We start from the raw sequence: 14,280 nt of genomic DNA, 5'->3' as shown, positions 1-14,280 counted from the left end.
AAGGACAATTCTATCAAATTTTAAATTCTTTAAATCTTTTTCCGGCAAAATGAATCTCTCTTTTCTCTTCACATAGTTTTTTTGAAATTTAAATAAAATAAAGTAAGCTTAATCATATTCTTTTACAATGAATATATTTTCACTTTTGTTCCATCATTAATACTTTTCTTATTAATCCAAACGCTATTCATATTTTTTTCGTTGCCTGAATATATCTCTTAAAATTTTGACCTGTAATTTGACAAACATAAGCAATAATAAAAAATCGGATGAAGAAATGCTATATTAGGCCGTTCGCTATGGAGGTATTCATAAAATAACTAGGCTAACTATTTCTTTTAATCATATGCACAGATTTTTTGCTTTTATGCCGACTACTGAATAATAAGCAGAAATTCCGATTTCGTCTTATGAATTCTTTGCACTCTCTTCCATTCCCTTTTTCTTTTATTGTTTTGGTGCCTGGCGCTTCTTCAACTCTCTGCATTTTATTTCTCTGCCCCGACCAGCACGTTATCCGATGCGTTTTCAATCGCCTTTTGGTTGGATTTTGTGGTTATTAAGCTATTCACTCCAATTAACGGCAGCTTGAAGCTCGATGGATGTGCAGCATCCTGATAAATTTCAACATCCGAAGGAGTTGGATTTAGCCCTGGCCCTTGAGGTGCCTGCTGCCCTTCGAGTGCTTTTGCTCCGCCTGCGATGCTAATACGTATTCGGTGCCCTTTTTTAAAGACATAAGAAGTCGGCAGAATTTCGACCGTAAATTCCTTCACTTCCCCCGGTGTCAAAGGAGTTGGCTTTGTTTGCGACTCTGTCCGCGACGCATTCAAATAGCCGGCCACTACCTGCTTTGATGTGCCGTCCGGCGCTACGTCAGTGACTTGTACGACAAAGTCCGCATCTACCGCGTCCACTTCCGCCCAGAAGGTTGCCGACATGTTACCGGTTACTTCGGTTGGCACCGCCAAAGCATCGGTTGTCCATGTCGCGGTTTCTTCTTCATAAGGCTGTTGGTTAATCGGCAAACGCCCCGATGAACTCAATAATGACGGCAGGAACGGCCCATCTGCCGGCGAGTAGCTGTAGCCCACACTAGAATGTTTTTTAGTCGGTACTTTTGCTACCAAAGAACCGTCATTGATGCTGTCAATCGACTTGCTTTTTTGATCGCTGAAGAATAAATCGACAGAGTTGGTGTCCTCAAGCGGCCAGGACTTTTCGTAGCGCCATTGATTGGCTCCTTGCACATAAATTAGTACCGGATCTCTTTCCACGACTCCATTATCCACGCTCCTCAAATAATGATCGAACCACAGCGCTTGATAATCTTTGAATTCGAGTGGCAGGATTCCATCCAAGTATCCATGAGCACCTTGTGAAACAATCAGTTTGCTTGCACCCCCAACTGCACTGTATATTTCATAAGCTTTAATATTTCCTGGACTGATATAGTCATTCCAGCCTCCTGAAATAAATGCCGCTATGCCATTCTCTGCAATCGCTTCCAGCTCTTCCGTAGAAATCGAACGTTCTTGCCACCACTCATCGTAGTTGCGGTGATCTTTTGCCACTTCATACTCGTAGCCTCGTGCAATGCGCCCTGGTCCGGATTCCATACCTCCTGGATGCCAAAGCGCGTTGTAGCAATTAGCACAGGCCACTACCGGGCTAATTGCTTTTAAGCTTGGCGGCAGTTCCTTAGCCGCAAGCCACTGGCTGATTCCATTCAAAGAAAGGCCAACCGTTCCGACATTGCCATTGCTCCATGGCTGGGCTGCTGCCCATTCAATGACATCATAGCCGTCTTCCATATAATATTTGTAGAGCCCGCTGTCGCCCTCTGAAGTACCGGTTCCGCTCATGCTGACATGCAAGACGGCATAGCCCCGTTCTGCCAAATCGACTAGCATGCCTTTCGAAGAGTTCTGCAAACTTTCATGGCCATAGCCATTTAATTGGACTATAGTCGGCAAAGGATTCTTAATGCCTTCTGGCAATAGGAGCCGTCCGCGTATAATTGTGCCATCGCTCACTTGAATCTCTACATTTTCCTGAACCTTCACCTTATACGTTTTGGATGAAAGTGATTCTTTTCTTGTTACCCAAGCTCGATTTTCGGTCCCTGCCCCTTTAATGCCCAGCTCCGTTTTCTGCTTATCATCTTCATTGGAATGAACCGGCAGCGTAAAACCGGCAATGATTATCGACACTACCAGCCCGGAACTTAACCATATATTAGTTAGACGTTTTTTCATCAATCGCATCCTCTCTTTCTATATTGATGAACTAGTTAACTGAATAAGGATCTGGTAGATTTATTAAGCAGGAGAAAATTATATTGAATATTCTAATAATTATATTAGATAATTGTAAGCTTGATTAATTTTTCTGTCAATAACTCGTTACAGTCTACAAGATTTACTGCTTGTAAAATTAAAACTCCATTTGACAGCATTACGCTGAAAAATGGAGTTTAGGATTAAATTCAATTACATTAATTTATATATAGGGCCATGCAGTTATTTCAACCCCAGCTCTTTTTGTACAGTCTTCCAGATTAACGCATATCCTTCATACCTTGGATTGGCATTAGCGTTGTACATTAAACTTTCATATTCAGCACCACTTGTCAGCTTTTCCTGGAAAGCGTCAAACTGAGAAATAAATAAACAGCCTTGCTCTGCACTGATTTTTTAGAACTTTATCTATTTCTTTCATAGTGAATTTATAGGGCTGCAAACTTTTTTTTGAGGGAGGCGGCTACATTACAATCAAATAATCTGATCGGGCATCTGTCTCTGCGAGAAGCTTGTGCATCGTGGATTTAGAGTCTGCAAGTGTTAAAGATGCGATCATCAGTGCCAATCATCACAACTAGTGCATCTACTTTCTTTTTTAACAGACGCTCAATAATACGGTATGCCCATTTAGCCGTTTTATCTCGGATTCCTGCATTGATGACGTCTGCCTTTCCAAATTCTGTTTATTGACATAATTCCGCAGTCCGTTGGTCCAAGAGCCGAATTCGGTCCCTACCTCACGGAAGGTCTCACCGTTTCTCGTGAAGATGATTCGCGCACCATCAGGAGCTGCATAAGCAGAGTGTCCATATCCGGCAGTAATGCCATCACCTAGCAATTTGATAGAGGAACCTTTTTCTCAAGTAGTAAGTTATAAAATTCACTTTCTTTCTCTTCTTAAACAATCGCTGCCAGTTCCGATTCCTCAACTTCTTCGACCGACGCTTCCACTGTTTGCTCCTGGACTTATTCTTGTGCTTACTGTCCATGCTGTTCAATCTTTTCATCACAATTCTTTTTAGCGACTGTCCATAAAAAATTTAGGTTTCCCACAGATAATAAAAAGCCTGCAAATTTAATTTTGCAGGCTTTCTTCTTTGGGAATGTTTTGTCGATCCAAGGCATTTTGCCGATATTTCTTCTTTTCGGCCTTTGACATTTTTTTATAATCTTCTAAAAAAGTTTCATATTTCTTTAATACAGTATTTGCCTGTCCGTATTCTTTTACCGTTCCAAACTCTAACCATAAAATATGATCACAGAACTTCCGCATTTGAGAAACTGAGTGGCTGACAAAAAACATCGTCTTACCTTGTTCTTTAAACTCCATCATTTTCGCAAGGCTCTTTTCTGCAAATGCACTGTCCCCTACGGATAAGGCTTCATCAATAATAAGGACATCAGGATTAACACGGACAGAGATGGAAAAACCTAATCTGGATTTCATGCCGCTCGAATATGTTTTTACTGGCTGGTCAATAAACTTTTCAATTTCAGCAAATTCTATGATTTCATCTTCCATTTGCTTGATTTCTTTTTGTGAGAAACCGAGCATAAGAAGCTTCAATTCGATGTTTTCTCTGCCGCTTAGCTTAGCATCCAATCCCGCATTAACTGCAATCAATGCCACATTGCCACTGCTCTTGACTTCTCCGGAGCTGGCGGGGATCACTCCTGCAATAATATTAGCCAATGTCGATTTCCCGGAACCATTGATGCCAACAAGTCCAACAATTGAACCTTCATCTACTGAAAATGATACGTTCTGCAACGCATAAAAATCTTCGCCGTATTGTTTATAAGGCACCACTAAATCAAGCAGCCGTTCTGATTGTTTTTTATACAATTTATATTTTTTTGAGACGTTTATAAGCTGAATTTTTTTTGACATCGGATTCACTTCCATTTTAGAGGTAATCAATAAACTGACTTCGGAACTTAATATGCAAATAGGAACCTATTATAAAAGTGAAGACGGTTACTCCGATAAAATAATAAGTATAAATCGGGTTTTCTAAAAAGTACCAACCTTCCCCTAATAGCGAATAGCGATAACCTTCTATTATGTAGTAGAAAGGATTCAACATCAGTAAGGGTTGCCATGATTCCGGAAGAAGAGTAGGCGGCCATAAGATTGGAGACAAGTATAAAAGCATACGCATAACCGACTGCAAGGCCATTTGAACGTCCCGGATGATAGTGGTAATGGTCGATAAAATTAATGACAAGCTAAATAAGAATAATAAGAGTCCTACCATATAAAGAGGAAGCTGCAAATAATAAACCGAAATAGGGAAACCCGTAAACTGCAAAACTGCTACTCCCAGCCCCAAAATGATTAGATGGGGATAGAACTGTGAAAATATAACATAACTTGGGATGACACTCATCGGAAAATTCATCTTAGAAAGCATTTTTATTTTTGTATAAATAGATTTTGAAGATTTCATTACAGCCTGGTTAATGAAAAACCATACTAAGATACCGGCAAACATCCATTCAAAATACGGAATATCTCCTACTGGTTCCCGTTGGCGAATACCAAATCCAAAAACAAACCAATAGATTAAAATTTGAATGGCTGGATTGATAATTTCCCAAGCCATTCCCAGATAGTTACCCCTCGTCAAGCTTTTCAATTCATAAAATGAAAGCCTTCTTACAAGGTAGAAATATAAATATTGTTCCTTCATTATTTTTATTGCTGAATTCATTAGTTTTCCTCACTTACTTAATTATTATCCCGCTAGTTCTAAAATCGATTTTTCTCTTTTTTAGAAGTACGGCTATACTTTAATAAGGAATTTTGTTTATGAAGGGTTAACCATTAGACCCAACTCCCTCGAAAGTACATAAATTCCGTTAATCGCCAAAAACGTTTTTTATTATACTTCACCTGCAATAATTGCTTTCGCTAAAACTCCTCTTAATTTAATCACTATATATACAACTTTAGATTTTATCCGTTTTTCATACATGCTTTTCTTAAGAGACAAGCAGTCGGGAAAATATTCTTATAAACATTGATGAGCAAATACTTTACTATTATATGGTTTAAAATTAAAAAAGAAAATTAATAACACACAGTATCATATCATTTTACTTTATCATATGATACTTCATTTATATTCTAAAAAGAATTCTGAAAATATTGCCCTTCAAAATTATATTAACAACAAAATTAGGGGAATCATAAAAGTGTTTAACAACAGAAAAGACCGTGTCCTTCACTTAGTCTGAAGGACACGGTCAAATATATTAAATAATAAAAGTAAAATTCTATACAGATTTATAATACATAGAAATTACGGCTTTATTTCCATCTATTTTATAAGGTCGCATAAATGGACTGCTTGGCAATATAGCTTTTGGCGATAACCGGGAACTCCAGAACCATTCGATTCTGTTCTGCGGCAACACTTAACAATGTCGCTTCGTCTATGAATGCTACATTAAAAGTCCGGCAAAAATCCTTGAATTTATCTTCAACAGCTGAATCTTCCAGCTGCGTTTTCGGCAAGAAAAATGGAACATCCAGCCTTTTGCACAGCGCCAAGGCATTCCATGTAGTCACATCTCCAAGCATTGCATGAATCCCGTCCAGATTCTGCATTTTATATATATTCACCAATCCGTTAATATCTGCAGGGTCAATCTCATGATAAGCGGCAGCATGCTTTTTAGCAGGAGCCCCTGAAACTGAATCGGCGACAATTGAATAGATCCCCAATTCTTTCGCCGTTTTCACTGTCTCCACCATTTGGTTGCTTCCCCCAAGAAATAAAACCTTCTTTTTCTCTAGCTTTTCCATGTAGACAACCTCCTTGTAAAGTTGCTCTAACCGTTTACATATTCAGCGGCATAGGACTGGCGATCATCTTTCTGTTCTTGCTCTTCATTCATTAATAATAATTCCAAATACCTAATAACAACTAAATGATTAAGCATTTAAACTATGGAATCAATGAATGTAATACTAATTTACCAGTCACTTCTCTGTATGTCAATATATTATCTGAATTTTTAAATTTATTTCCCTAAATAGTTTTTTAATTGGATTAATATTCCTAAGTACGCATTAAAAAATCAAAGATTTTAGCTTCTAATATTTTTCTCCGTCTGTATTTTAACCTTTTTTTAACAATCTACTAATAGAATGAGTCTAGCAATACTGAATCGATTTAAGGAGGAAGAACACATGACAGTTAAGTCGAAAGTACAAGTGCCGGATATCTTTTTTATGCCGGAATGGGGCAAAGCTTATGAAAGCCAAGATCAAGGCGAAAGCAGAATATTTGAAGTAAAAAATGCAATTGGACATATTTTTTACTCATTTGTCCTAAGGCCTATCCCAATTCTGGCTGGCGAAACGCTCTACTACGACACTGTTACGCCTTTTGGGCAAAACGGACCGATTATCCTTAAATGCCAGCCCGGCAAGAAAGCCGAGCTGATCGCGTTGTTTGACCAGGAATTTCAAACTTACTGCACGCAGCACAATATCGTTGCAGAATACATTCGTTTCAGCGCTTGGCTGAAAAACGTTGAAGACTTTAAAGACATTTACAGCATTGATAACCGCGGTATTACCATGTATATCGACTTAACGGTCCAGGATTTTTTTATGGAAGAATTTAAATCGCCTACCCGCCAGCAAGTCCGGCGCGCCTTAAAAAACAATGTGCAAATCGAATACGATTTTACCGGAGAAAGCATTCAGGAATTTCATCGGCTGTATCAGATTATGGCCAAAAGAAATGATGTGCCGGCGTATTACTTGTTTTCGGAAGAACTTTTAAAAAACTCTTTTGAACTTCTCGAAGGCAAGCAGTTTATCGTTTACGTGAAACACGAAGGCGTGGCCATTTCTGCGGCTCTCTTTGTCCATCATGGCGACTACCTTCATTATCATTTGGCCGCAAACGATCCGACGTATTTCCACTTAGCCGGGAACAGCTTATTAATTAACGAGGGATGCCGCTGGGGCGTCGAGCATGGCAAGAAAGAATTGCATCTTGGCGGCGCATCTACAGAAGCACTTTACCGTTTCAAACGTGGGTTCACCAAGACAGAACCACTGGACATTTTGACCGGCAAAAAAATACGGAATCCGGGAGCTTATCAACTGCTTTCCGATATCAAAGCGAGAAGTGAAGGAATCGAAAACCCTTCACATTTCCCGATGTATAGAGGCTAAAATGCGCAAAAGAACCTTCCGCTATTAAAAGCGGAAGGTTCTTTTATGCTTGCACATTTTGGATTTCATTGTAGGTTTCGGTTTCTTTGGACCGGTATGCCGGGAAGAATTCTGTTTCACAAACCGTGCCGGCAGCTTCACAAACTTTATCATAAACGGCCGGATTCCAAACCTTGCGGCCGACATAAAAATCAAATTCCGTGTGCTGCCCGAATTTCTTCTTAAACAAATACAGACTGTCGTCCGGGCTGTTGCTGGTGCCTCCGCCGGCATGGACTAAATGGGCACCCTGCTCTTTGCCCCACACAGCAATCCCATACGTCATCACGTAAACCGGTGAAAGGTGATGATATTCAGACAAGGTGCCGGATAAATGGGTGTGAATCGTATCATTATAGAAGAAATGCAGTTCCGCCCCAATGACCTGCCCTTCATACAACGCTTCAACTAGGACAATTTTATCGCCAAAATATTGCAGACATTTGGAGAAATAAGGTTCATCAAAGTAATAATACGTATCGGCTCCAATACGCTTCATATTGATATGGTAAATCTCCTTGAACAGATCCAGGCTTTTCGGGTTCACGGTCACTCGATAATCTACCCCATTGCGCATGGCATGGCGGATATTCTTTCGTGTGGATTTGGAAAACTCCGATTGAACCGGATCCTTGTAATCGCGAAGATTCGTGCCGACCGTTTTGCGCGTAAATATAACTTCATAACAATCAGTAAAGTCTTTGGCATTTCCAAGCACCGGATGGAACCGGACAAATTCAGAAATGATCTTTTCATCCAGGCAATGCTTTTGGAAAGCTGCTTTGAATTCCTGGACCAGCTCCGCTTTATTGGCATCTTCTCCGCCTATGATTATAGGTCCTCCATAGCCATAAGGAGTGACGATATCGAAATACGTTTCGCCGCCAATGCGGATCGGAACTTCCCGCTTAATGAAAAGATGCTTAACGGTGCCCAATGAATGAGTAAATGTAAAAACTTCACATTTGCCCTCTTCAATTTCTTCGTAGAGCTTCCCATAATTTTTTTCAAAAAATATGTCCATGTCCCTTACCCCTCATTCCTGCAAGATGTTGCCTGCTTCCAGTTCAGTAAATTTCTGCACGATCGGCAGGTCTGCAGATGCAATATGTTTTTCAAATATTTAGATTTATTAATCAGTTATACCTATTACCTTACACCGGTTCTACTATATTTTCAATAAGTAAATTCCTAAATATTTGTAATTTTTAACTTCGACTATCAAGTTTCTCTTAATTCATAAAAATGGTTTTTGGGGCTCATATTAAAGCAGCAAGTTTAATCGGTAGAAGAAAAACGTTTTTTCAGCTCTTCAAATTCCTCTTTGAATTTGCTGCGGTATTCTTTTACCCGCTCCTGTCGATGTTCTGAGCGCGCTTTCCGCATATCTTCTTTGGCCCGCGCCTGAAGGTTCCGCTCCACTTCCCGGGCATGGTCCACTTCATCCAGGATATCACTGGCGTAGTAGCGCACCGTCACCACATCAAACTTCTCCACAAGGCGGTCGTAAAATCCCTCATTTTGCTCTTGTGCAACTGACACCAGTGCCACATCCTGCTCTTTCATGCGTGAAGTGATGGCTGTAATCAGGCTCGCTTCTTCTTCCGCTTCCCCTGCGTCTTTTGCCAGCCCGACTACAGAGCCAATTCCTGCCCCAAGCAGCATGCTGAGCGGTCCGCCTAAAAGCCCTACAAGCGCCCCAATCAAGCTGCCTTTCCATGTATCGTCCCGTGTCCGTTTTCCGGTGTCGAATCCGTCCTGAAACAAAATCTGGCCGTTTGACTTTTTCAACAATGCTGCCTGCGACAGCAAAAATTGGTCCGCGATTTCACTTCTCTTCTTCAATTCCGATAAAGCCTGATAAGCTTCGCTTTCCACTTCAAAATAACTGATGATGACGTTTTCCATAAGAATTGCCTCCTCTTTTTTGAATTATTAATAGGAATTCTTCACGGACGCTTTGCCTGCAGCGGCCATTCGGCAAATCCCGTATGCCAAAAGAATTCCCAAGACATCGATTCCCGCATCAAATAAGCGGCCGTCCCGTTCGAAAAACAATTGCAGAATTTCGGTAAAAAGGGCAAATGCCACTGTTACCCTAAGAGCTGTTTCTCTCTTCTTCAGCCAATTCAAGACCAGAACATAAAGCAGCGCAAAAGACAGGAAGTGGCCGGTTTTTTGAATGGCGTAAAAGCTGTCGCTAAAATCAATGTCGTCAAAGCGCAGCAACTCAGTAAAATCCGGCATCAAATCAAAACTGAAATTGATTTCCTGATCGAATAGAAAAGCTTCTGCATCGTTCGTACACGTTGCGACAAGAATGGTTAAAGACCAAATCAATACAAAAAGCAGCCTACGGGCCATAACCAGCCCTCCTTTCTGTTTGCTTTTATTTTTAAAGCAGATAAGCATACTCGTTAAATAACAAAGAGGACAATAACTGCTTATCAAAATCCTTTTCTTTACATCTCCTCTCCTATATAAATATCTGAATTACCGTAAAATTAAACATATACACATACTATATTCCCGCAAAAAGAAAATTAGATGAAAATGAGCTTGTTTCCGAAAAAATAAAAACAAAAAAGCTCTTCCGAATGTGGAAGAGCTTTTCTTATCCTTGGACTTGCTCATGATGCAGCACGTTCTGCTTGTTTCTTCTTAACATTTTGCCAGCGAACCAGTATAAAATAATACCCAGAGATGCACCTGAACTGTCAATCAGCACATCACGGAATTCTCCGCTGCGTCCGTCAATGAACAATTGATGGAATTCATCAGACAGCGCGTATAAGATGCATATGCCAACTGCTAAGCCGATTCTTTTAAAGCTATGGCTACCGCTACCTCTAGAAGCATGGATGACCAAGATCCCTAAAATGAGATAGATAAAAAAATGAGCATTTTTCCGGACAATGTGTTCAAACTGATCAAAGTCGGTTTCTGCAACGGGCAGTATTTGCTCCACTGTTTCCATGACCATTTCGGTTATGCCTGAGCTCATTTCACCTGATTCAGAAGCCGGCTGGTGGGACAACGAGAAAATCAGCGCCATCCAAAGGAGTACCGCCGCCCATGAAAGCATTTTACGTATAGATAAATTCTCCAATTCTAATTCCTCGCATTGCCATTTATTTCTTATCGATGATTATAGCATCTTTCCTGAAGTCTTAAAATGACACCAAGCTAAGCTTTTGCTTTACTTCAACGGATTCTCTTCTTATTGCCTGGTAAAATTCAAACAAAAATGAGATATCCCTTGAATTGCTTCCAAGAGACATCTCACTTAGGTAAATTTATTAGTTTTCCATTTGCCATAACTTATTTTTCATGAACCAAACTTGTATAAAGAGTGCAGATTTCAGGACTCATAGGACATGATTTTTCTATTTGATAAAAGTTCAGTCATCATAATCTCGACTTCCGGGCCATACTTCTGGTTTTCTAATGCAAATTCCATTGTTGTACGTATGAAACCCAGCATTTCTCCTACATCGTAGCGCCTGCCCTCAAACTCATAGGCAAAAACATTTTGAATGCCATTCAATTGTTGAATGGCATCAGTTAATTGAATTTCTCCGCCTTTTCCTATATTGTGCTGGCCAAGAAATGGGAAGATTTCCGGAGTTAAAATGTATCGTCCGAGGATAGCCAGGCTGGAAGGAGCAGTTCCTTTCTTCGGTTTTTCTACAAAACTTTTGACCCGGTATCTCTTCCCGATTTTTGAACTGGGATCAATAATACCGTAACGGTGTGTTTCTTCTTCAGGCACTTGCTGAACACCGATGATGGACGCTTGTGATTGGTCATATTGTTCAATTAGCTGCCTTAAGCACGGCTTTTTCGACTGAACGATATCATCTCCTAATAAGACTGCAAATGGTTCATTTCCAATAAACTTCCGGGCACACCAGATAGCGTGTCCCAAACCTTTGGCTTCTTTTTGCCGGATGTAATGGATTTCCACTTTTGAAGAGGCCCTTACTTCCTCCAGCAACTCATATTTTTCCTTTTTAAACAAATTGTCTTCAAGTTCAAAATTATTATCAAAATGATCTTCAATTGCTCTTTTTCCTTTACCAGTCACAATAATGATATCTTCTATCCCGGATTCAACCGCTTCTTCCACTATATATTGAATGGTCGGCTTGTTTAAAATCGGCAGCATCTCTTTAGGCATCGCTTTCGTCGCCGGAAGAAAACGTGTTCCTAAACCAGCTGCCGGAATAATTGCCTTCGTTACCTTTTTTCCCACAATATGACCTCCTTTCAATTTTCAAGCACATAAATTGACATAAAGATTAATATCCATTAAATTACTTTTATTGTTAAATTAAATAAAAAAACAATTCTTTTAATACGATTATATTTTTAATCTATTTTAGAATTTCTTTTAACAGTTACTTTATTCCTATTAAATTGATATATTGACATTTTAACATAAAGATAATTATAAGTAATTGATTATTTCGATAAATAAAAATATTTAATTCGAAATAATCGACTATTTTCCTTTAACAGGAAAAAGCTGCTTTTATTCAAAAGAAAGCGGCGGTCTATAATTTCCGGGCAATTGCTTAGGTGTCAGGCACGCAAACAATTCCGGCTAACAAAAAAGAGCGCCCGCCTGGACGCTCTGGAATGGCTTTTCATCTAATCCACATTGAAATACATTTTCTCTATTCCTAAATATGAATACGATGACTTGCCGAATTTCACTTTAGTCAGCGCTAAAAGGACATCCGATTCTTCATCGTAAAACAGGGTGAGGACATCGCCGTATGTGGTGATCTGATAACTGCTCTGCAAGGAAGGGAAATCATAAGCATAAATCAGCTTTAAATTCCGGGAAGTGTACAACTCTCCCGCCTTCATGTCCACTGCGGAACTGATAAAACTCCGGTCCAGCGAACCAAGATACCCGAGTGTATTGGTGCTGTAAATATGTCCATAGCCATTTAAAAGATATTTGCCGTCCGGGCTGATGCTAAGGTCAGGGGACATATCGAAATCTCCGTGATACGGCGAGTCCACCGGCGGCTGAAGCTTGCCGTCTACAATATCGTAAGAGGCAATATCGCGCGGCGAAATCTGTGTTGAAATCGTCATCAGTTTCTTCTGGTCAGGTGTAAGGGCGAGCAGCCCCAACATGTAAATGGACTGTGCAGATGAAATTGCACCATTTTTTGAATCATAACCGACAACCAATGTATGCTGGTTGGAACCGCCGGAAATGAACACCTGTCCTTGGTCGGTCGCTTCAATATCAAATGGATCGAGTTCAAGATGCCAGATATTTAAAAGCTTCAAAGAACGAGCATCGTAAACCGCATAAGCGCCCGTTTCCGGTATCCGATCGGTCCAATAAGTATGCACCATTTTGTGCTGGGTCACATACACTTTGCCATTTGCATAAGCCAGCCTTTCTGCGCGGTAAGGAAGTTCTACAGAATCCAGCTCATACGTTTCGTAATTGTAAGACATCAAACGATTCGACAAGCCGTCTATCATATAGAGAATTGGTTTTTTGCGGTCTTTTACCACGTCCAACACTTGCAGGTTTAACGAGTCTTCGAGAAACGTATCTGCTACTGCCGGTGAGTAAGGTTTAAAACCGGGATTTAAGATCCGTGCCAAAAATGCCGCAAACTGACCGCGGTTGATCGTTACATTAGGGCGAAATGTACCGTCTGGATAACCATTTGTTACATTATTGGCAGCTAATGCAGAAATATAAGGTTCACTCCAAGATTTCGGTGATACATCCGGGAATCCTGCCGGATACATGCCGCCAAGTTCGTAAGCATTCACCAGCACTTTCGACATTTCAGCACGCGTCATCTTGCCATTCGGATCGAATTTGTTATTCCCTTTCCCTGAAATGATTCCCAGTTCAGTAGCAAAAGCGACTTCGGCATACCCCATGTCACCCGGCTTGATGTCCGTAAACCCGGGATTTTTTATGTTTTCCTTGTCTATCCCTAAATCGCGCATGATCATCATCACTGCCTGAACCCGCAGGATAGGTGCTTCCGGACGGTAAGTTCCGTCGGGATAGCCGTTGATGATTTTCAATCCTGTCAAATACTTGATTTCTTCTTTAAAATTGCTGACATCCTTGAATCCGGCTGCTGACACTTGCTGGATAGATGAAAACACCAATAGGAATAGAGCCAAAGACACCAGCACCTGCTTCACAAACTTGCCCAAAGCTTCCCCTCCATTCTTCTATGCAATTAGATCAACTTCTTGTTGCAGATAGTAATCGGAAAAGTCTTATCCAGTTAATTTTTATTCATTTGAAGCATGAACAATAATCCAGACAGTTATCTAAGATGGGGGATAAACTTCGGCAAACTGCCGGGAAGAATGACGATGAAGTAAATCTTGATGGGGTAAAACAATTTTTTACAGAGAAACGGTTGGCAGTATAAATTTGTCTATTTTCTAATTTTGCGGCTATCTACTCCTTTCTAATGAACGAAATCCAAAAAATGGATTTGCTAATCCATATTCGCTAAAGTTCATCTGAATCCTTTATTTTTTTACTTCACACAACAATTTTCACACAATAAAAACAGCGGCTTAAAACAAGCCGTTATCGAAAGGGTGTGCCTGTGCCTACTGAAAAATTAACTTGAATCAATGCGCCTCCTTCTCTCATAGTTTGAGGAATGGACTTAGAGGATTGCAGAGTATGCCAGCGAAGAACGCTGATTGGAGGCTTTTCGCTGGGCAAAA

The 14,280-nt window shown here is 40.3% G+C and carries 11 protein-coding genes; 1 reads left to right on the top strand and 10 read right to left on the bottom strand.

Translation table 11 applies throughout. The annotated features are described in order from the left end of the window. Positions 1-488: 488 nt before the first annotated feature. The 4 genes from BLQ32_RS16350 to BLQ32_RS16335 all read right to left on the bottom strand — a co-directional run bounded on the left by BLQ32_RS16350 (position 489) and on the right by BLQ32_RS16335 (position 6,114). Positions 489-2,258 (bottom strand): CocE/NonD family hydrolase, encoded by a 1,770-nt coding sequence (locus BLQ32_RS16350; protein ID WP_074511208.1) that lies wholly within the window; start codon positions 2,256-2,258, stop codon positions 489-491. Between the two features lie 1,120 nt (positions 2,259-3,378). Beyond that, complete coding sequence (gene tagH, locus BLQ32_RS16345; RefSeq protein WP_074511206.1) at positions 3,379-4,194, bottom strand: teichoic acids export ABC transporter ATP-binding subunit TagH; 816 nt, start codon at positions 4,192-4,194, stop codon at positions 3,379-3,381. 16 nt (positions 4,195-4,210) lie between these two features. After that, positions 4,211-5,017 (bottom strand): ABC transporter permease, encoded by an 807-nt coding sequence (locus tag BLQ32_RS16340; protein ID WP_074511204.1) that lies wholly within the window; start codon positions 5,015-5,017, stop codon positions 4,211-4,213. 614 nt (positions 5,018-5,631) lie between these two features. Continuing rightward, a complete protein-coding gene (locus BLQ32_RS16335) occupies positions 5,632-6,114 on the bottom strand; it encodes a hypothetical protein (RefSeq protein ID WP_074511202.1) in 483 nt (160 codons plus the stop codon). Positions 6,115-6,501: 387 nt separating this feature from the next. Between BLQ32_RS16335 and BLQ32_RS16330 the strand changes: the two genes are divergently transcribed. Further along, complete coding sequence (locus BLQ32_RS16330) at positions 6,502-7,500, top strand: GNAT family N-acetyltransferase (protein ID WP_074511200.1); 999 nt, start codon at positions 6,502-6,504, stop codon at positions 7,498-7,500. A 43-nt stretch (positions 7,501-7,543) separates the two neighbouring features. On the opposite strand, the gene BLQ32_RS16325 is transcribed toward BLQ32_RS16330, so the two are convergent. The 6 genes from BLQ32_RS16325 to BLQ32_RS16300 all read right to left on the bottom strand — a co-directional run bounded on the left by BLQ32_RS16325 (position 7,544) and on the right by BLQ32_RS16300 (position 13,749). Continuing rightward, positions 7,544-8,563, bottom strand: a complete 1,020-nt coding sequence (locus tag BLQ32_RS16325; protein WP_074511199.1) for a GNAT family N-acetyltransferase — start codon at positions 8,561-8,563, stop codon at positions 7,544-7,546. Between the two features lie 254 nt (positions 8,564-8,817). Further along, positions 8,818-9,447, bottom strand: a complete 630-nt coding sequence (locus BLQ32_RS16320; protein ID WP_074511197.1) for a hypothetical protein — start codon at positions 9,445-9,447, stop codon at positions 8,818-8,820. Positions 9,448-9,474: 27 nt separating this feature from the next. Next, positions 9,475-9,903, bottom strand: coding sequence for a VanZ family protein (locus tag BLQ32_RS16315; RefSeq protein ID WP_074511195.1), 429 nt, complete (start codon positions 9,901-9,903; stop codon positions 9,475-9,477). 250 nt (positions 9,904-10,153) lie between these two features. Then, a complete protein-coding gene (locus tag BLQ32_RS16310) occupies positions 10,154-10,648 on the bottom strand; it encodes a VanZ family protein (protein ID WP_244890380.1) in 495 nt (164 codons plus the stop codon). A 252-nt stretch (positions 10,649-10,900) separates the two neighbouring features. Further along, a complete protein-coding gene (gene galU / locus BLQ32_RS16305) occupies positions 10,901-11,794 on the bottom strand; it encodes a UTP--glucose-1-phosphate uridylyltransferase GalU (RefSeq protein WP_074511192.1) in 894 nt (297 codons plus the stop codon). Positions 11,795-12,192: 398 nt separating this feature from the next. After that, the gene (locus BLQ32_RS16300) at positions 12,193-13,749 is read right to left on the bottom strand and encodes an S-layer homology domain-containing protein (RefSeq protein ID WP_074511190.1); all 1,557 of its coding nucleotides are present in this window, start codon (positions 13,747-13,749) and stop codon (positions 12,193-12,195) included. Positions 13,750-14,280 lie beyond the last annotated feature (531 nt).

The sequence above is a fragment of the Planococcus glaciei genome (assembly GCF_900099655.1).
GTDB classification, from domain to species: Bacteria; Bacillota; Bacilli; order Bacillales_A; family Planococcaceae; genus Planococcus; species Planococcus glaciei.
The sequence above is the reverse complement of the archived record's forward strand: the minus strand, read 5'-3'. Positions and strand labels throughout refer to the sequence as shown.